An 18263-nucleotide genomic window follows, 5' to 3' on the forward strand; every position below is an offset into this window, starting at 1 on the left:
CTCACAGACTGACGGTAGACAGACGCATCAGGGATGAATATGAAAACTCTAATACCACTACTGGCAGCCTGGTTAATAATGACCAGCCTGTCAGGGCAAACGGAAGTCATACCCGGCGGCCAGTTCAGCGTTGTCACCTATAACGTTGCAGGTCTGCCAAGCTGGATTAACGACCTCGATACCGATCGCTTTGACCCTATGGGCGAGAAGCTGAATGCGTTCGATATTGTGCTGGTGCAGGAAGATTTCTGGTATCACGACCTGCTCACTGCAAATATGGATTTCCCGTACATGAGCCCCCCTAAAATTAACACTTGGGGTGAGTGGTTATGGCTGTACCTGGTGAATGATGGCCTGAACCGGTTTTCACGATTCCCCATGTCCGAAGTCAAGAGACACCCCTGGGACAGCTGTCATGATTATAACGTGTCAGGAGGCAATGGCAGCGACTGCTTTGCCCGCAAAGGCTTTTCCTTCGCTTCTCACACTCTGACGGCTGAAAATGGTGAGGAGGTGAGACTGGATATCTATAACCTTCATATGGAATCGTCTCATACAGACGAAGGCAACCTGATTCGAGCCGCGCAAGTAGAGATATTGGCAGAAGAAATGCAAAAATTGTCCGGAGATAACGCGGTCATTCTGGTAGGAGATTTCAACTTCAGCAAAGGAAGAATGCCGGGACTTTACCAAAAGCTGATAGAGGCAACAGAGTTAACCGACGCCTTTACCGCCCTGAGAAAAACAGACAAGTGGACGGTAGACCGAATTTTTTTCCGCAGCAGCAAGCAGTTGAAGCTGACACCGGTGAAAGCTCAGACATTGCGCTTTAACGAGAACGGCATGACCTTGTCTGACCATTCACCCAAAATGGTTCAGTTCAACTGGCGGCTGGAAGAGTGAGCATCTGACCTGATACTGAATCAGGTCACCCGAAAATCACGCCTCAAAGAACTTAAAATAATGGACACCCACGGCCAGAATGCAGCACTGGTGAGCGCGGGCGCAAGATACCAGAGTGTTGGCGGTGTTCTACCTAAAGCACTTCGAATCCAAAGATTGAGCAGCTGATAAAAACCAACGATCACAAACACCATGAAGGCCTGCTGCCACCATGGAAACATTCTCAGGCGACGGTGCAGACCCAGCACAATAACTGCCACCAGCAATAACCCCATGGAATTCTGGCCAAACGTTGTTCCCAATACAACGTCCATCAGCAAACCTGTGAAGAAGGCAAAAAACAATCCGAACCGCTCTGGCAGAGCCATCACCCAATAAAGCACAACCATCGCGACCCATGAAGGTCTGGCAATGGATATCCAGGCAGGCAGAGGCACAATACTGAGCAAGAAAGCGCCCAGCAGAGAGAACCAGACAACCCAGTGAGCATTGGCTTTTTGAATACTCATAAGCCCTCCTCCTGGTTCAGTTCCGGAGCCTCTTCCGGATCTATTTCTTCATCGGAACGAAATACCAGCAACACAAAACGGGTCCTGTTTACTTCAGCCATCAGCTGGACCTCTATCTTGGCAAAAGCCTCTCCTGGTGTGTGTACTATTTTCCTGACTTTCCCCAAGGGATAGCCCACCGGATAAATTTGCCCAAGACCGGAACTGGTTAGCAGGTCGCCTTCCCGTATATCCACAGTATCGGGTATGTGCACTAGCTCCATGGAGTCTTTGCTACCCGTGCCTACTGCTATCGCACGATAACCACTGCGATTAACCTGAACCGGTACACGACTGGCCGTATCTGTCACCAGCATCACTTTGCTGCTCACAGGGTTAACAGCGACCACCTGCCCCATGACTCCATGAGCATCAACAATGGCCTGTCCTCTGAAGACACCGTCTGAGGAACCTTTATTAATAGTGACAATATGAGCGTAAGGATCTGGATCAACACCGATGATTTCGGCCACCAGAACTTGTTCATCCACCAGTTCAGATGAATTCAATAATTCCTTGAGACGCAGGTTTTGAGCAGTCAGCGATGCCAGTTTTTGAACTTTTTGTTCCAGAATAAGGTTGCGAGCTTTCAACCGTGTGTTTTCCTCAAGCAACTCACTGCGAGAAGTCACTAATTCGTCGGCGGTACTGAACGCTCTGGAAGGTAAGTCAGATATCCACTGCAACGGAGTCACCACCATCGTCAACCAGGAACGGGCAGTAGAAAGGTAATGGTAGCGGTGATCAACAAACAGCAACGCAATACAAATAAGCAGCAAAAAAACAAAGCGTGTTGCCAAAGACTGTTGCTGGCTAAATATCGGTTTAATGGCTGGCTCCTGTGATTTGCACGGAGAACTCACTTTTTTAATTTTACAATGAAAATGCCGTTTTCCTGAGCGCCAAAAAGATTACCATGGCTCACTTCAGCGGTATTTCCGGCTCATGTCTGCTTAGAACAGTATCCGCAGCAACCGCTCCCAGCTATGAAAACAAACAAAGGGGATTCGTGCGATAGATGACTGACCATCACTATTAAAACATACTCAGCCCGGAGCGGAAGTAACAATGGGCTGTTAATCTTCAGACAGGATCAAAACACAGGCTTTACTTATAACAACAGGCCAGACGGAAACCGCTTGGCCTGCTATGTAATCGCTATGGCAATCCATTAACTATCAGTCAGTGGAGAGCAAATCCATACGATGCTTGTCCATCATTTCCAGAGCTCGACCACCACCGCGAGCAACACAGGTTAGCGGATCTTCCGCTACCAGTACTGGCAAACCGGTCTCTTCACTGATCAGTTTGTCCAGATCACGCAACAGGGCGCCACCACCGGTCAGTACCAGGCCACGCTCAGCAATGTCAGAAGCCAGTTCTGGCGGAGATTGTTCCAGAGCGCTTTTAACCGCCTGAACAATCGCACTCAGAGACTCCTGCAGGGCATCCAGAATTTCACCACTGTTCAGGGTAAAACTGCGAGGAATACCTTCAGCCAGATTTCGACCACGCACATCGATTTCCATCAGTTCATCGCTGGGATAAGCAATGGCAATCTCCTGCTTGATGCGCTCTGCAGTAGAGTCACCAATCAGGCTGCCATAGTTGCGACGAACGTAAGTCACGATAGCGTCATCAAACCGGTCACCGCCGACTCTGACGGACTCAGAGTATACGACACCACTCAGTGAAATAATGGCAATTTCAGTGGTACCACCACCGATATCAACCACCATGGACCCACTGGCTTCCTCAACCGGCAAACCAGCACCAATAGCAGCCGCCATGGGTTCTTCAATCAAGTAGACTTCACGGGCACCCGCACCCAGAACAGACTCACGAATCGCCCTGCGCTCTACCTTGGTAGACTTACAGGGGACACAGACCAGCACGCGAGGGCTGGGCTGAATAAAGCTGTTCTCATGCACCTTATTAATAAAATGCTGAAGCATACGCTCACAGACATCGAAGTCTGCAATCACACCATCTTTCATGGGACGAATGGCAGTGATATTACCCGGGGTTCTGCCCAGCATACGTTTGGCGTCAGCACCGACCGCCACCACGCTTTTCTGAGTTCCCAGGTTTCGAATGGCCACAACCGAAGGCTCATTCAGGACTATTCCCTTTTCACGGACATAGACCAGTGTATTAGCCGTTCCCAAGTCGATCGACAAATCGCTTGAAAACAGACCCCGTAACCTTTTCAGCATTTTCTGTATTACCTTGATTCAAGGCTTTCTTTAAATGCCGCAAACTCTATCAATGCAAAGTACTCAGAGCAAGCGGCAATTCCGCAAACAATTTAGGTCTAGCCGGGGCAATTCAGGGCCAAATGGGGGGTTGCCACACAAGCCATTTAACACAGACCATTGATTAACGTAATGCAGATGGCCTGTATTCTCAATGGCCGCCATTCATAAATCCGAAATAAAGTGAAAAGTTTTGAACCAGTATTTCATTTTTTTCGAGTCATTCATGGTGGCCTGATGCCCCATTAAAAAATTACACGCTATTCACACTTTATAAACAAAAGCCAAAACTTCAGCTATTCATTATCAACTTACGTGCCAACAGCAATGGTTTCTTTATCACAAAACTTTTCTATAACCACCGGTATCGACTTGGAGGTAGGTGTATCACTGTACTCTCCTACACTCTCCAAAGGAACCAACGGATTGGTCTCAGGATAGTACGCCGCTATATTCCCCCGGGGAATGTCATATTCCACCAGTACAAAGTCATCAACCTGACGTGTCACCTGATCCGGCCAGAGTGAGCGAATGGAAATTCGATCTTCATTCTCCATACCCAGATCGCGAATATCAGCTGCAGACATCATCAGAACCCTTCTCTGACCATAAACTCCACGGTACCGGTCATCCATTCCATAAATCGTGGTGTTGTATTGATCATGAGATCGCAACGTCTGCAATACAAATACCGGTTGATCGGTCAGCTCAGTCACTGAAGCCGGAATAATAGACTCCGGCAGTGGGCTGGAAAACAAAACGGCTTTTCCTTCTGCTGTATTCCAGACCAGATCCCGGGCGGCATTCCCAAGATAAAACCCACCGGGTTGACCAAGGCGTTCATTAAAGTCAGTAAATCCGGGAATGACTTTCTCGATCAGATTCCTTATCTGACCGTAGTCTTTCACCAGCTCCTGCCAGTCAACAGGGCTTGCCCCCAACGTAGCTTGCGCCATACCAGCCACAATTTCCGGCTCCGACTTCAACAAACGAGAAGCCGGCGCCAGCACACCGCCCGAGGCGTGTACCATACTGAATGAGTCCTCAACCGTGATGGACTGCCTGCCCGCTTCCTGCAAATCTTCTTCAGTACGGCCCAGACACGGCAGAATCAGAGACTCCTGCCCCGTAATCAAATGACTACGATTTAATTTAGTCGCAATATTTACAGTCAGAAGACACTGGCTTAATGCTTTTTCTGTCAGCTGGGTGTCCGGAGTAGCAGCGGCAAAATTTCCGCCCAGACCGATAAACACCTTACTTTGACCTTCCAGCATGGCACGGATGGATTGCACCGTATTATGACCATGTTCTCTTGGAAACTCCATTCCAAACACCTGATCCATCTTCTGGAGGAACGCTTCAGCAGGCTTTTCATCAATGCCCATGGTGCGATCACCCTGGACATTACTGTGCCCCCTGACCGGGCAAGCACCTGCTCCAGGCTTACCCATGTTACCTCTGAGCAACAGCAGGTTAGTTATTTCAAAGATGGTGGCAACCGAGTGTCGATGCTGGGTAATGCCCATAGCCCAGGTACAAATAGCCCGCTCAGCCTGTGTATAAATAGCCGCCGCCTCTTCCAGCTCAGACTGGCTCAGCCCGGACTGTTCAACAATAAACTCCCACGATGTGTTATCCACCCGCTCCAGATACTCGTCCAGACCCTTTGTATGAGTGGATAGAAATTCGTCGTCAAATACTGGCTTACCACCGGATTTTCTGGCCGCCCTGTCTTCAGCCAGCATGGCTTTTACCATACCTCGAACCGCCGCCATATCGCCGCCTTGATTGGGCGTAAGGTACATTCCTGAAATTGGGGTTGAGCCATCCGTCAGCATTTCTACCGCATTCTGGGGATTGGTGAATCGCTCCAGCCCACGCTCCTTCAATGGATTAAAGCTGACAATTTTCGCGCCCCGGCGCGAAGCTTTGTACAGGACATCCAGCATTCTGGGATGGTTGGTTCCAGGATTCTGACCGAAAATAAAGATGGCATCGGCTTTTTCAAAGTCATGGATACTGACCGTGCCTTTACCAACACCAATAGCTTGACCTAGCGCCACACCACTGGCTTCGTGGCACATATTGGAACAGTCAGGAAAGTTATTGGTGCCAAAACTGCGGACAAATAATTGATACAGGAAGGCCGCCTCATTACTGGCACGACCCGAGGTATAAAACTCTGCCTCGTTAGGGTGATCCAGACCGTTGAGCGTGTTTCCTATCAGTTCAAAAGCGTCTGACCAACTGATGTCTACATAGCGATCACTTTCTCTGTTATAACGCATGGGATGAGTCAGACGCCCCTGATACTCAAGAAAGTAATCACTCTGTTCACGAAGCCAGCTAACACTGTGCCGGGAGAAGAAGTCCGGTCCCACTTTTCGTGAAGTTGCTTCCCAGGTAACGGCCTTCGCACCGTTCTCACAGAAACGAAAGACTTTGTCTTCTCCGTCTTCCCCCCAGGCACAGCCCGGGCAATCAAAGCCATTATCCTGATTAGTTTTCAACAGGCTACGGATATTCTTAACCGCATTTTCGCTTTTCAGCAGGTGTTTTCCCGTGCTGGCCAGCGCTCCCCAGCCACCAGCAGACCGGGTATAAGGCTTGAGCTTTTTAGCGCTGTCGGTGTTCCTGTCAGTCATAAACTCCTCCCTGGGAGCCTGACGAAAATGATGCCCGAACATAATATTCAGTAGAACGAGCACTCTATTCCCAGCCAGACGCCTTACTATAAAGGCGGGCTTCGCCCTGCCTTGAAATATGAATAAGATTCAGATGATGGGTTCTGGCAGTTAACACTGAAAGAGATGAGGGTGTAGCCAGTGTTACAAGCGTTCCCAAACGACATCGAATCGCTTTTCTAACCAATTCAATACTGCATCTACTGGTCATTACGATGCAGCTACTGGAGAGATCTATTGATTGCTTTATAGCGCTCCCCAGCAATTTATCCAATGCATTATGGCGACCAATATCTTCACGGCAGAGAGTAATTTCACCTGACGGGCTTAGCAAAGCCGCTGCATGCAATGCACCTGAACCGGCTCCTAGTGGTTGCCAGTCTCTGATTCGTTGACGAATCTCGTGTAAGTGCTCAGCAGGTGGCAAGCGGGCACCCGGCAATACAGCCAGCGGAGTAAACGTCGATTCCAGTGACTCATGCCCGCATAGACCACAGCCACTGCGCCCCTGAAGACTTCGCCGCTGTTTTTTCAGGTTTTGAAAATCCCGCTGGGCAATCTCCACCTCCAGAACAAACCCCAGATCCACCTGAGAACGGCTGACTGAATAAATATGGTCCGGATGACTAACCAGCCCCTCACTGAGGGTAAAGCCCAGGGCAAAATCTTTCAGGTCATTTTCAGAAGCCACCATCACTGCATGGCTAATCCCGTTATAACTGAGCGAAACCGCTACTTCATCGGGAAGAGGACTGGATAACGCTCCTGAATAGTCTTTATATATGAGTGTCATTGCTTCGGGCTGATTGTATTTGCAGGGTCTAAATCTCTAGGAGCCTGTTGGACTTAAGACAATCTCGGCCTGCTGATTAGGTGCTTTGAATAGCCTGATCTTCAAAATGCGGCATTCAATCGGAGAACCCTTTTCTGCTGCCATGGATAAATGTCAGCCTTTTCAAACTGACAGAAAAGAAGACGTTACCAGTTTCAAAAAAATTCCATCTTTTTCACAATGTAGTGCCCAACAATTAACCAACCATACGTTAAAATAAAAGACAGGAGAACAAAAAAGCTGACAGGGACGATCATGCTACCAGCATCTTATTCAGGTCTTTATTCCAAAGTTCGCAACTGGGAACAGCAACTGGATGACCTCAGCTTTAAAGGTCAGAGTGAAACTCTACCTGCCATCAGCAGTGGTCGAGTGGTGACCAGAAATGGCGTCGTAAGAATGACCTCAAAAATCAGGAAGAACAGCTCTGGTGGCGAAAAACGTTTGAAGAACTCAGAAATCCACCCAAGGGACAAAGAGCCCTTACCCTGCACCGACCTGATGAAGGTGACGTCTTTCGAGCAGAACCTTTTCACGAAGGACTAGGAGGCTGACCGAGAATAGCGTCCGAGCATAAAATTCAGTAGAACGAGTCAGCTTTTTCACTGGATTTGTGCGAATAGTTGACCTATTTAAGCAAATCCAGTGGAAAAGATGGCCGTTCTTTCTGGATTTTAGGCCGGACTGTCTATTCTCGGTCAGCCTCCTAGTGCCGGACGCCTATCGATTTAACGTGATAGAACTTAACCCCAACCGCCCGGAAACCATTAATGCTCTCCGACAACCAAGTGCCCGAACTTTTCTTTGGGGAGGCAATGGTCATTGGCGCTGTCTGGTGAAAAACCAGAATGGAGGGGTCGATCTGCTCAATGACTCAACTGTCACCAGAAACTATTTTTCATCTATTGAGAAGATGATCAATCACTTTAACAAACAGGACATTTACGCCAAAAGGCAAATTCAGTTAGTCACTGAATCTTTATTGAGGCCGGACACAACCGTTCCGGGTTAAACCGCTAAAGCATTTACCTTACCTGATGCTAACAAACCTTTACCTTGCCGAATCATGCAAAGCAGATGAACTCACGTATAGTAACCCTCGTTATTAATAGAGCCTGAACGGGAGGCCGTTATGGATTTTAAGGGTTTATTGAATCAAGTTCTGAGCTCAGGTTCCTCTCTGGCCAGTGATGGTAAAAACAAGTTAGAGAAAGGGCTTAACATTCCCTCATCTGGCGGCGAACGCAGTGCCATGCTTTCTGGTATGGGTAAAGGCGCTTTGGCGGGTAGCGCACTGTCATTACTGCTTGGCTCAAAAAAAGGTCGTAAACTCGCAGGTACTGCAGCAGGTGCCGGCGGTGCCGCAGCTCTGGGAGCATTGGCACTGAAAACCTATAAGGACTGGAAAAGTAATCAGTCAGAAGGCGCTCAGCAAGACACCACGGATATGAAATTGCTACCAGAGAATGAAGAGAGACAGAGCCTGATCATTCTGCAAGCTATGATTGCCGCAGCCAAGGCTGATGGACACGTAGATGACACTGAGAAAGAAAGAATTCAGGAAGTCGTCAAGTCTCTGGGTGCAACGACAAACGTCAATCAGTTTGTTCAGCAAGAGTTGGAAAAACCTCTGGACCCCGCAGAGGTGGCCAGTGAAGTTTACAGCCCTGAAGAGGCGGCAGAAGTTTATCTTGCCTCTCTACTGGTAGTTGATGAACAAAACTTCATGGAAAAAGCTTACCTTCAGGAACTGGCCAAACAGCTTAAACTGGAGCCTGGGTTAGTCGAGAAACTGGAAGCGCAGGTGCAGAACGTATAGCTGCCATAGAGCCATGACATAGACAGGGCTTTGGCTTGAAATAGTGACTTCTTCAGCTTTTATTACCGAATAGTGACTTCTTCAGCTTTTATTACCGTTTGGTCAGGTGGGCTGTGTCAGCGGCTTGCAATGAGACCTTGTCTGCTTTGATTCCGATTTGTTACGCCTGCGCAACTTAAGAAAGAAGCCGCAAACCCAAGATAAGCCAGGTTTATAAGAATTAATCCTGGCTACACCTTGAGATTCACCTTCATAGCCCATACATTTAGCCTTTATTCCCCATACTCAGTGCTCCCATTGCCTCACAAAGCAGGTGAAAACAGGGTATGAACGCTTTTTAAAGCTCGAATTCGGAGATAGCCATGGCCATTGATGCCTCTGAAATTCAGAAGGTTGCCCACTTGGCACGCCTGTCCATAGACGACAGTCAGGTTGAAGCTACTGCCAATACCATCAGCAGCATTCTTGAACTGGTTGACCAGATGCAGTCGGTTAATACCGATAATGTGGAACCCATGGCTCACCCATTGGATGCTACTCAGCGCCTGCGGGAAGATGTGGTGTCTGAAGTGAATAATCGCGAACAGCTGCAAAGCTGTGCACCCGCCGTTGAAGATGGACTGTTCCTCGTTCCCAAGGTCATTGAGTGAACAAACAGGCTGATCGAGAATAAGCCGCTCGGCCTGAATCCAGAAGAACGGCAGCTTCAACCTTTTACTCTGTTTTAAAGCGATTACCCTGAATCATGTACGACAAATCACTCTCAGAACAAAGCCGCGCCCTGGCCGACGGCAAACTCTCCAGTGTTGAGCTAACCCAGCTCTACCTTGATCGAATCAAGCAACTGGACGGTAACTACAACAGCTACATCACCGTAACGGAAGAGCTGGCTCTGGAACAAGCCAAGGCTGCTGACGATCGTCGTGCAGCTGGAAACGCCTCAGCATTAACCGGCATACCTCTGGCCCATAAAGATCTGTTCTGTACCGAAGGTGTTAAAACTACGTGTGGCTCCAAAATTCTGGATAACTTCGTAGCTCCTTACGAGTCCACAGTCACTCGCAACTTCAAAGAAGCGGGCTCCGTCATGCTGGGTAAAACCAATATGGACGAATTTGCCATGGGCTCCTCCAATGAAAACAGTTATTACGGTGTCGTAAAAAACCCCTGGGACACTCAGGCTATACCGGGTGGATCATCCGGAGGCTCCGCAGCCTGTGTTGCAGCCCGCCTGGCAGCAGGTGCTACGGGCACAGACACTGGCGGCTCTATCCGTCAGCCCGCTTCACACTGTGGTATCACAGGCCTCAAACCGACCTATGGTCGTGTATCCCGTTACGGCATGATTGCTTATGCTTCCAGTCTCGATCAGGCTGGCCCCATGACCCAGACAGCAGAAGATGCAGCCCTGATGCTGAATGTTATGGCGGGTTTTGACCATCGCGACTCTACCTGCCTGGATCATGAAGTACCTGACTACAGCGCAAATCTGAATGATTCACTGGAAGGCCTGACAGTTGGCCTGCCAAAAGAATATTTCTCAACAGGTCTGGATTCTGAAGTTGAACAACGTGTACGTGACGCTGTTGCTGAATACGAAAAGCTGGGAGCCAAGATCAAGGAAGTCAGCCTGCCTAACCTCGAGTTGTCTATTCCTTCTTATTACGTGATTGCACCAGCAGAAGCTTCGTCCAACCTCTCTCGCTTTGATGGAGCTCGCTTCGGTCACCGCTGTGAAAACCCTGAAGACCTGATGGATATGTACAAACGCAGCCGCAGCGAAGGTTTCGGTGAAGAAGTCAAACGTCGTATTTTGGTAGGCACCTATGCGCTATCTGCAGGATACTACGATGCCTATTACAAGAAAGCCCAGAAGATTCGCCGCCTGATCCGCGACGACTTTATGAACGCTTTTGAACAATGCGACATTATCATGGGGCCTAACGCTCCCACCTCTGCCTTTAATATTGGTGAGAAGAGCGACGACCCGGTTGCCATGTATCTGTCTGATATTTATACCCTGTCTGTTAACCTTGCGGGCCTGCCCGGTATGTCTGTTCCTGCTGGTATGGCCAACGGTCGTCCGGTAGGACTGCAGATGATTGGACGTCACTTTGATGAGTCCCGACTGCTGAATGCTGCACATCGTTTCCAGCAGGAAACCGACTTTCACCTGAACCGCCCTACAGCCTGAGATTGAGGTAACAGATATGACATGGGAAACCGTTATCGGGCTGGAAATTCACGTTCAGCTTGCAACCAAAACCAAGATTTTCTCCGGAGCTTCTACCGCTTTCGGCGCCGAACCCAATACCCAGGCCTGTGCCGTTGATCTTGGCCTGCCTGGTGTTCTGCCCGTTGTGAATGAAGAGGCCATCAACAAGGCCATCATGTTTGGTCTGGGTATTGATGCCGAGATCAACAAAGTTAATGTTTTCGAACGCAAAAACTACTTCTACCCGGATCTGCCAAAAGGCTATCAGACGACTCAGTTAGAGAAGCCAATTGTTGGGGCGGGTAACGTAGAGATCACACTAAAGGATGGCTCCAGCAAAACCGTTCGTATTCATCATGCGCACCTGGAAGAAGATGCCGGCAAAAGTCTGCACGAAGATTACCACGGCATGTCTGGCATCGACCTGAACCGTGCAGGCACACCTCTGATCGAGATTGTGACCGAACCTGACATGCGCAACGCAGAAGAAGCAGTGGTCTTCGCCAAGAAACTGCATTCTATCGTGACCACTCTGGGTATCTGCGATGGCGAAATGTCTCAGGGTTCCATGCGCTTTGACGTCAACGTTTCTGTTCGCCCAAAAGGCCAGGAAGCATTAGGTATCCGAACAGAAACCAAGAACCTGAACTCTTTCAAGTTCATGGAAGCAGCCATCCTGAAAGAAGTTGAGCGTCAGATTGACGTGATCGAAGATGGCGGAAAAATCATTCAGGAAACCCGTCTGTACAACGGTGACACCGGCGAAGCCCGATCCATGCGGAGCAAGGAAGAAGCCAACGATTACCGTTACTTCCCCTGCCCGGATCTGTTGCCTATAGTCATCGAAGACAGCCGACTGAAAAAACTGCGCGCAGAAATGCCAGAAATGCCAGACGCCAAGAAAGCCCGGTTTGTCAGCGAATTTGGCTTGAACGAAGTAGACGCTGAAATCCTTTCTGGCGATCAGGCGACAGCTCGTTTCTTTGAAACAACGGCAAAAAGCAGCGGTGATGCCAAACTGGCTTCGAATTGGGTTCTCGGCGAGGTATTGAAGTCCCTGAACGCTAACGGCACTGCTATTTCAGAGAGCCCCGTTTCTGCTGAAATGCTGGCAGGCCTGATTGCTCGTATTAAAGACAACACTATTTCCGGCAAGATCGCCAAGCAGGTCTTTGAAGCTCTGTGGAATGGTGAAGGCAAAGATGCCGATGCAGTCATTGAAAAGAAAGGCCTCAAACAGGTCACTGATACCGGCGCCATTGAAACCATGATCGATGAAGTTCTGGCTGCCAATGCCCAGCAGGTTGAAAACTATCGTTCTGCTCCTCCTGAGAAGCGTGGCAAGATGATTGGATTCTTTGTTGGACAGGCTATGAAAGCTTCGAAAGGCAAGGCCAACCCAGGCATGGTTAACCAGATTCTCAAGAAGAAACTGGACGGCTAAAGCACCGCCCTCACTGAGCCTGTCGAAGAGCATTACCCGCATCCTTCGACAAGCTCAGGATGAACGGAGTGTGTCTTCACTAGGAGGCTGACCGAGAATAGGTCAACGAGAGCGGCAATGAGCTTTTATAATTCAAACATGGGCAAAAAATAACCGCCTTTATGCAGGATTTTTCCCATTTTGGCAGATTTACACCTTTTCCTGGCCTTTATGCCGCTTTTTTAACCTTTTCCAAATCTTCAAGGCGGACTGATCCCGTTGAGACCGCCTTCACAAATTTTTTGAAATTATGAGCTGTGCATACCAATGAGAACTCGGCCTCAACTTTCTCCTTCCCTCGCAGGTTGAAGCCCCTGAATCCAGAGTTCTTTATCTGACCAAACGGCGGCTCTGCTATCACCTTGCGACGCTCATAGATGCTTTTCGCCTCGGTTGTCTCCATTTTTTTAGTCATGGCCTGACGTGCAACTTCAAATTTGTCTGTACGAATGACACGCCCCGCACTTTTCTTCGAACCGCTACATCTGAAGCGATAAGGGCACTTCTTGCATACATCCTTATTTGCTCTGTAACTCTTTCTCTTGGCTTTACTGGCAGGGTCGGTAACCATCTGTTCGCCCGCCGGACAGATAAACACATCTGATTCTATCTCGTATGTAAAATCTGCTTTGACAAATTTTCGATCGCTGTCTTCAAGGTCATTCGTAGCCGGCTTTTCTTCTCTGTCGGTAGCGATATAACTGTCTATTCCGTGCTCATCCACAGCATGCAGGTTTGGCCCTGAAAAGTAACCATTATCCATGCTCCACATACCTACAACTGCATCACCAACGGCTTCTGTCAGCGCCTGAAGCGCAGGTTCAACTTCCTGCACATCGTTGGCGTGCTGACTGATATGCTGGCCAACAATGATCTGGTGATCGGCATCAACATTAATCTGAGCGTTGTAGCTGTAATCACAGTAACCTTTCTTGGTCATCATCCGGGCATCATGATCTGCAAAACTAATCTGCTTTTTGTCGTCTATTGGTTCGTCCGGGTTCAGGGCTTTCTCTCGTTCTTCGAGGGCTTTTTTGGCTACCCTGATTTTCTTTAACCGCTCTTCTTTGAACTGGAGGTCTTCAGGAATGCTGTAACCACTGGCTTCTTTGTAGGTGTCATTTTCCTCCTGGTCGCATTGACTGGCTTTCTCGATCAGGTCATCAATTTCTGCACTGAGTTCTGCTTCTTTGAGCTTGAGTCGCCCGTAACTCATGGCCTTGTGCTTTGAGCTGTTGGCTTTGAACTTTGAACCGTCCAGACTGATATGCCCGAGCGATGCCAGTTCCAGCTCCATTGCCAGCTTGACGGATTGTTTGAAGCAGTCATGGAAGAAGGACAGGTTATCTTTACGAAAGTCACCCAGGACTCTGAAGTTCGGGCAATTCATTTGCGAGATGTACATAAACGCCAGATCTTGCCGACAGCGACGTTCAATCTCACGGGAGCTGAAAACGCCATGGCTATAGGCGTAGATCAGGATGGCGACAATGAGCTTCGGGGGATAAGCGTGCTGGCCAAGGTGGTGGTATTTTTTTTCGACTTCAGATGTATCAATGCTCTGAAAGATGCCTTCGTAGACAAAACAGTCATGATCTTTGGAAAGCAGATCGAAAATATTGGTTGGAAACAGTAGGTGCTGATCGAACTCAACAGGGCTATCTTTGAATTTTGGTGGTGACATCAGGCATCATCAAGGTTGATTTAAGGCTTATCATAGCGGATAAGCCTATTCTCGGTCAGCCTCCTAGACACTGATCACATGGGCTTGTCTACTGCCCGGCTGAAAACCGTATCGCTGCCAGCGATAGCCGTCAGCATTGTGGTCTTTGAGGATAGGTGAACACTCATCACTGCGAGCATGAATATCTTCTCTTAGTGTTTGCATTCGAATGGACTCAGAGTCAGACAAGAGCCCTTGATTCTCAGACTCATTTCACTCAAGATTCATCAATTCCTGAGCCGCTGTTTTATCCCCCTGAAGAAATCTTTGTTCGGGCGTCCTATAGAGAAACTTCATTGTTTTGACAATGCCAGAGCCTGCTCCGTAAATCACTCCAACCAAAATACCGCCCAGAGCTTCTGGCAAAAAAGCCTACAGGCACTGCAGATGAGCCCGCCACAACAGTAGGAATCAAAGCGGATATGGATAGTCCCCCCCGGTAGTCGAAGCCACGCCATAAATACTCAAACCAATACAAGCTGTACTGCCGAACGTATCCTGAACAGGAAAAAAGGCATAACAGGTCGTTAATCTCACCAACCAGTCTCTAATTTTCGGCTTCTGATACTTGTACCTCCCACTGAAACTCATCGGTAAAGACTGCATTTCACCAGTAATCCTTGACACCACGGGTCAATACCGCTCGATACCTTTTTCCTGCTACCAGAGTTTCTGGCTTCGTCGGTCATATTGGCATGAGTAATATTCCACGCTGCAATGACTGAACTACTCCAGAAAATAAACAGCAATGCAATCAAAGTCCTTTTCATAAACCTATCCATGAATTTATACCAATCAAACTTTCAAACCCCGTTATGAGCAAGCCATTTGAGTCCAATAGGCAATACCCACAGGGCATAAAGGCGGGGTGAGGAGTCATAGCCGTAGCTATGGCGACGATCCCCAACGCAGAATATTGGACTCAAATGGCTGCACAATAGGGGATTTAGGGGATTTAGGGGATTTTGAAAGTGCGATTGGTATTAAAGGCTGATACCAGCATTCATTCTTTTCAATATCAAGCCGACCGTGACGAAGATTTAATCTTTAGTGAAATACAAGATGCCTTCAATGGGATAATGATCAGAAAGAACACCTAAGCGTGAGCGGGTTTGGTTGGCGTGGAGGATTTTCATGTAGCCCGTAATCGGGCAGACATTTCTCCTATCACAAAGAATATTGTCCAATGTACCCAACGGGGTTTTTCCTTTTGCCATTTCATTGCCATAAATGTCAAAGGAATAGGGCAGAGAAGTATTGGCAAAATCGGCAGCTTGCTGACTGTCAAGGGTTTCCAGCATGAGCTGAAAATATTCATCCCCCTGAGCCATTCCGTCCTGCCGACCCGCATCAGAATTAAAATCCCCAAGATAGATGACGGCTTCGCGCTTGGGAATATTCAGTGCACTCTTAACTTTATTAAGGTAGTCATAATGTCTGATCAGGCTCTTGTACTCTGCCTCAGAGTCACTTTGAACCGTTTGCAAATGGAGACCAAAAACATGGAGATTACCACTATGACTTCGCACCTTTATGTACCAGGTACCTATCGCGCACCATCCCTGTTGCCCAACCGGAGCCGGAAATACAAACTCTTGCATCTCAACAATCGGAGCCTTGCTATACAACACGACCCCGCCATTAAAAAGCCTGCCAGATAACAACCACTTCCAATCCTGTCCCAAAACAGGCGTCATATAATAGCCCGCTCTTTTCATCTCCTCATTAACGACACTTCTCAGATACTCATCAGCAATTTCCTGAAGTGCCACAATATGATAATCCTTCTTGATAATATACTGAGCAATCTCTCTTGCCCTCAATTCCGGATCATTCATATCCTGATTACCAAACAACCAGATCAAAAGCTCGAAGAAGTCATTAGAAGTCATCAGGTTCACATTCCAGGTTAACAACTTCAGAGGCAAACACTGATCACAAGCCTTTAAAGGGCAGGTCATTAGTGGGCTAGTGTTAACAGGAATGGCTTCCATACTTTGTCGATGAACAGAAACACTCTGTATACCTGAATCGGCAGCTAAGGACATATTCATAAAAAACAGTAAAGCCAGAAGGGAACGACACTCTTTCATCAAGCCTGCTCATGGACTAAAAAATCAAACTTACAGGATAGAAGCTTTCAGAAAAAACAGAGGATAGAATCAGAAAATACCGCCCGAAAGACAAGCCTTCAGACAGTAGTATCAAAATGCAGTAGTATCAAAATGGAATCATTAAAAATAGAGAGTGGAATAAACTCAACCATTGCTGTTTTGAGCCTTCTTCATATCATTCGCTTGCTCGAAGAACTCATCGAAACCTTCCTGAATGCTTTTTAGCTCTTTATGAATGAATGCTTGATGCCTGCCACTGAAACCTTCTGAAGCAATCAGTCGCTCTAAATCATCAAAACGAGCCTGAAGATCTACACTCTCACTGATCAGCTTTGTAGTTGTATCATTTCTTTTCTTATAATTTTCCCAGAATCTCTCACAGGTTAGATTGGTATACTTAACACTGTTAAAAAGTCGCTTCGTCTCACTCACATCCACTTTTTCTTCTTCAACGGCTTTTTGTTCAGGCCACACCCAGCCGCTCATCCAGCTGCCTACAGTTTTGACAGCTCCCGCAAGCTTAGGCACCGCATACTTACCCGCAACCGCCGCCAACATCAACGTTCCACCTATTGTAGGCTTGGCCATAGGATGATAGAGGGCTGCATAGGCTGTCGCATACCCCATACTGGGCTCAAGGAGCTTGGGGGTAAAATATTCAATATAATGTCCGGGATAGCCGGTTTTAGAGAAAGCTTCCTGGGCAAAATCAACACAGTTGAAGCCCAAGCCACTGTAGACGCAACTGGCTTCCTTTTTATGACAGGCATCTGAATATTCAGTTATGTACTGCTCTACTGCCATGGCCTCTTGCTGGGAAATAAAAAACGTCACTTTAGGGATATGATCAATGCCATTGTAATCTTCATAGCTGCTGACTTCGTCCATTACATCGCCCAGTTCAACCCCAAATTCCTCACGAAAAAGTTTGCTCACGCCAATAGTTGATGAAACGATCCCCAGTGGTTTACCAACCGATGACTTCACCCCTCCAGCGGCCACAACCGAACCCAAATAACGCTCAGAATCAGCGCCAATCGATGTTACAAAAGAACCACCTTCCGGTTCTTCGCACTCAACTTCAGGAACAGCACACTGATCACTAGTTGCACCCGACCAAGGTGTTCTTAAAGGTACTTCGCACATAGGATCCGGTACTTTGGGTTGTGGCAACAAGGGGTTGGCAGGGCAGGTGTCAGATTGAAAGATTGCATCCAGTTCAACCTCTGGATGATGACAGCCTTCCGTATCTATTGATGGCATTTCCTGCCCCAGGGCAGGATGATATCCGTCTGGATAGAGCCCCCGGGCAATATCTACATTTCTCTCTTTGTTTTCCAGCCGGACAAAACTGTGACCATAATCAAGGTAAACCGTCAATTTACAGGGAGCGTTATCTTCTCTTGTAACATTTCGAGTATTGAATTCTGCACGACCGGCTACCGCAATCCTGGATTGAGTTGTACTACCTGCATCCATCGGTCTGGGAGGTTGAGGTTGAGTTTGTGTCTGAGGTTTACTACGCCCGGCGTCCATGCCAGCACTCCTTATCTACAAAAATCACATTCTAAGTATAATTAAAGGCTTATAGTTACCGGCCATTCATCGACCAAGTGCATCTCCCCACGATTAACAGTGCTATGTGAGCATCCCCACTTTTCACAACATTCCCACTTTTCACAAC

General features: G+C 48.0%; 17 protein-coding genes. 7 read left to right on the forward strand and 10 right to left on the reverse strand.

Features of this window, described 5'->3' with window-relative positions; translation table 11 throughout:
• The first annotated feature begins 39 nt into the window (after positions 1-39).
• Positions 40-903, forward strand: a complete 864-nt coding sequence (locus GZ78_RS01405) for an endonuclease/exonuclease/phosphatase family protein (RefSeq protein ID WP_161787280.1) — start codon at positions 40-42, stop codon at positions 901-903.
• Between the two features lie 20 nt (positions 904-923).
• Here the strand turns inward: GZ78_RS01405 and mreD are convergent, their stop codons facing one another.
• The 5 genes from mreD to fdhD form a co-directional block, all read right to left on the reverse strand.
• Positions 924-1412, reverse strand: a complete 489-nt coding sequence (gene mreD, locus GZ78_RS01410; RefSeq protein ID WP_034832179.1) for a rod shape-determining protein MreD — start codon at positions 1410-1412, stop codon at positions 924-926.
• Positions 1409-2314: a rod shape-determining protein MreC gene (gene mreC / locus GZ78_RS01415; protein WP_051785714.1), complete on the reverse strand. Its 906-nt coding sequence runs from the start codon at positions 2312-2314 to the stop codon at positions 1409-1411. The genes mreD and mreC overlap by 4 nt, the downstream gene beginning before the upstream one ends.
• A 315-nt stretch (positions 2315-2629) precedes the next feature.
• Positions 2630-3667: a rod shape-determining protein gene (locus GZ78_RS01420; RefSeq protein WP_034832180.1), complete on the reverse strand. Its 1038-nt coding sequence runs from the start codon at positions 3665-3667 to the stop codon at positions 2630-2632.
• A gap of 350 nt (positions 3668-4017) precedes the next feature.
• Positions 4018-6354 carry an FdhF/YdeP family oxidoreductase gene (locus tag GZ78_RS01425; protein ID WP_051785914.1) on the reverse strand — a complete coding sequence of 779 codons (2337 nt, stop codon included), beginning with the start codon at positions 6352-6354 and terminating at the stop codon, positions 4018-4020.
• A gap of 64 nt (positions 6355-6418) precedes the next feature.
• Complete coding sequence (fdhD, locus tag GZ78_RS01430; protein WP_034832182.1) at positions 6419-7186, reverse strand: formate dehydrogenase accessory sulfurtransferase FdhD; 768 nt, start codon at positions 7184-7186, stop codon at positions 6419-6421.
• A 294-nt stretch (positions 7187-7480) separates the two neighbouring features.
• Here fdhD and GZ78_RS01435 point away from each other — a divergent pair, with 294 nt between their 5' ends.
• The 6 genes from GZ78_RS01435 (at position 7481) to gatB (ending at position 12703) form a co-directional block, all read left to right on the forward strand.
• Positions 7481-7771 (forward strand): hypothetical protein, encoded by a 291-nt coding sequence (locus GZ78_RS01435; RefSeq protein WP_034832183.1) that lies wholly within the window; start codon positions 7481-7483, stop codon positions 7769-7771.
• A gap of 163 nt (positions 7772-7934) precedes the next feature.
• Positions 7935-8237, forward strand: a complete 303-nt coding sequence (locus tag GZ78_RS01440) for a hypothetical protein (RefSeq protein ID WP_152558489.1) — start codon at positions 7935-7937, stop codon at positions 8235-8237.
• 120 nt (positions 8238-8357) lie between these two features.
• Positions 8358-9044, forward strand: a complete 687-nt coding sequence (locus tag GZ78_RS01445) for a tellurite resistance TerB family protein (protein WP_034832187.1) — start codon at positions 8358-8360, stop codon at positions 9042-9044.
• Positions 9045-9406: 362 nt separating this feature from the next.
• Positions 9407-9694 carry an Asp-tRNA(Asn)/Glu-tRNA(Gln) amidotransferase subunit GatC gene (gene gatC / locus GZ78_RS01450; RefSeq protein WP_034832188.1) on the forward strand — a complete coding sequence of 96 codons (288 nt, stop codon included), beginning with the start codon at positions 9407-9409 and terminating at the stop codon, positions 9692-9694.
• Positions 9695-9789: 95 nt separating this feature from the next.
• Positions 9790-11238 (forward strand): Asp-tRNA(Asn)/Glu-tRNA(Gln) amidotransferase subunit GatA, encoded by a 1449-nt coding sequence (gene gatA, locus GZ78_RS01455; RefSeq protein ID WP_034832190.1) that lies wholly within the window; start codon positions 9790-9792, stop codon positions 11236-11238.
• Between the two features lies 1 nt (position 11239).
• Positions 11240-12703, forward strand: coding sequence for an Asp-tRNA(Asn)/Glu-tRNA(Gln) amidotransferase subunit GatB (gatB, locus tag GZ78_RS01460; RefSeq protein WP_269078746.1), 1464 nt, complete (start codon positions 11240-11242; stop codon positions 12701-12703).
• A gap of 208 nt (positions 12704-12911) precedes the next feature.
• Here the strand turns inward: gatB and GZ78_RS01465 are convergent, their stop codons facing one another.
• The 5 genes from GZ78_RS01465 to GZ78_RS01475 all read right to left on the reverse strand — a co-directional run bounded on the left by GZ78_RS01465 (position 12912) and on the right by GZ78_RS01475 (position 18115).
• Positions 12912-14426, reverse strand: a complete 1515-nt coding sequence (locus GZ78_RS01465) for an IS1182 family transposase (RefSeq protein ID WP_034832194.1) — start codon at positions 14424-14426, stop codon at positions 12912-12914.
• Between the two features lie 63 nt (positions 14427-14489).
• Complete coding sequence (locus GZ78_RS29275) at positions 14490-14630, reverse strand: hypothetical protein (RefSeq protein ID WP_161787282.1); 141 nt, start codon at positions 14628-14630, stop codon at positions 14490-14492.
• A gap of 422 nt (positions 14631-15052) precedes the next feature.
• Positions 15053-15235, reverse strand: coding sequence for a hypothetical protein (locus tag GZ78_RS28685; RefSeq protein ID WP_152558490.1), 183 nt, complete (start codon positions 15233-15235; stop codon positions 15053-15055).
• A 270-nt stretch (positions 15236-15505) separates the two neighbouring features.
• Positions 15506-16558: an endonuclease/exonuclease/phosphatase family protein gene (locus GZ78_RS01470; RefSeq protein WP_034832195.1), complete on the reverse strand. Its 1053-nt coding sequence runs from the start codon at positions 16556-16558 to the stop codon at positions 15506-15508.
• Positions 16559-16723: 165 nt separating this feature from the next.
• Positions 16724-18115, reverse strand: coding sequence for a hypothetical protein (locus GZ78_RS01475; RefSeq protein ID WP_034832197.1), 1392 nt, complete (start codon positions 18113-18115; stop codon positions 16724-16726).
• Between the last annotated feature and the right edge of the window lie 148 nt (positions 18116-18263).

The sequence above is a fragment of the Endozoicomonas numazuensis genome, assembly GCF_000722635.1.
Taxonomy (GTDB): Bacteria; Pseudomonadota; Gammaproteobacteria; order Pseudomonadales; family Endozoicomonadaceae; genus Endozoicomonas_A; species Endozoicomonas_A numazuensis.

What these genes read in the sequence shown, in the direction of transcription:
- mreD (WP_034832179.1), bottom strand. Translation starts at nt 1,412, where the DNA reads ATGAGTATTCAAAAAGCCAATGCTCACTGGGTTGTCTGGTTCTCTCTG.
- GZ78_RS01420 (WP_034832180.1), bottom strand. Translation starts at nt 3,667, where the DNA reads ATGCTGAAAAGGTTACGGGGTCTGTTTTCAAGCGATTTGTCGATCGAC.
- GZ78_RS01465 (WP_034832194.1), bottom strand. Translation starts at nt 14,426, where the DNA reads ATGTCACCACCAAAATTCAAAGATAGCCCTGTTGAGTTCGATCAGCAC.
- gatC (WP_034832188.1), top strand. Translation starts at nt 9,407, where the DNA reads ATGGCCATTGATGCCTCTGAAATTCAGAAGGTTGCCCACTTGGCACGC.
- GZ78_RS01435 (WP_034832183.1), top strand. Translation starts at nt 7,481, where the DNA reads ATGCTACCAGCATCTTATTCAGGTCTTTATTCCAAAGTTCGCAACTGG.
- GZ78_RS29275 (WP_161787282.1), bottom strand. Translation starts at nt 14,630, where the DNA reads ATGCAAACACTAAGAGAAGATATTCATGCTCGCAGTGATGAGTGTTCA.
- GZ78_RS01405 (WP_161787280.1), top strand. Translation starts at nt 40, where the DNA reads ATGAAAACTCTAATACCACTACTGGCAGCCTGGTTAATAATGACCAGC.
- GZ78_RS28685 (WP_152558490.1), bottom strand. Translation starts at nt 15,235, where the DNA reads ATGAAAAGGACTTTGATTGCATTGCTGTTTATTTTCTGGAGTAGTTCA.
- GZ78_RS01475 (WP_034832197.1), bottom strand. Translation starts at nt 18,115, where the DNA reads ATGGACGCCGGGCGTAGTAAACCTCAGACACAAACTCAACCTCAACCT.
- fdhD (WP_034832182.1), bottom strand. Translation starts at nt 7,186, where the DNA reads ATGACACTCATATATAAAGACTATTCAGGAGCGTTATCCAGTCCTCTT.
- GZ78_RS01425 (WP_051785914.1), bottom strand. Translation starts at nt 6,354, where the DNA reads ATGACTGACAGGAACACCGACAGCGCTAAAAAGCTCAAGCCTTATACC.
- gatA (WP_034832190.1), top strand. Translation starts at nt 9,790, where the DNA reads ATGTACGACAAATCACTCTCAGAACAAAGCCGCGCCCTGGCCGACGGC.
- GZ78_RS01445 (WP_034832187.1), top strand. Translation starts at nt 8,358, where the DNA reads ATGGATTTTAAGGGTTTATTGAATCAAGTTCTGAGCTCAGGTTCCTCT.
- GZ78_RS01470 (WP_034832195.1), bottom strand. Translation starts at nt 16,558, where the DNA reads ATGAAAGAGTGTCGTTCCCTTCTGGCTTTACTGTTTTTTATGAATATG.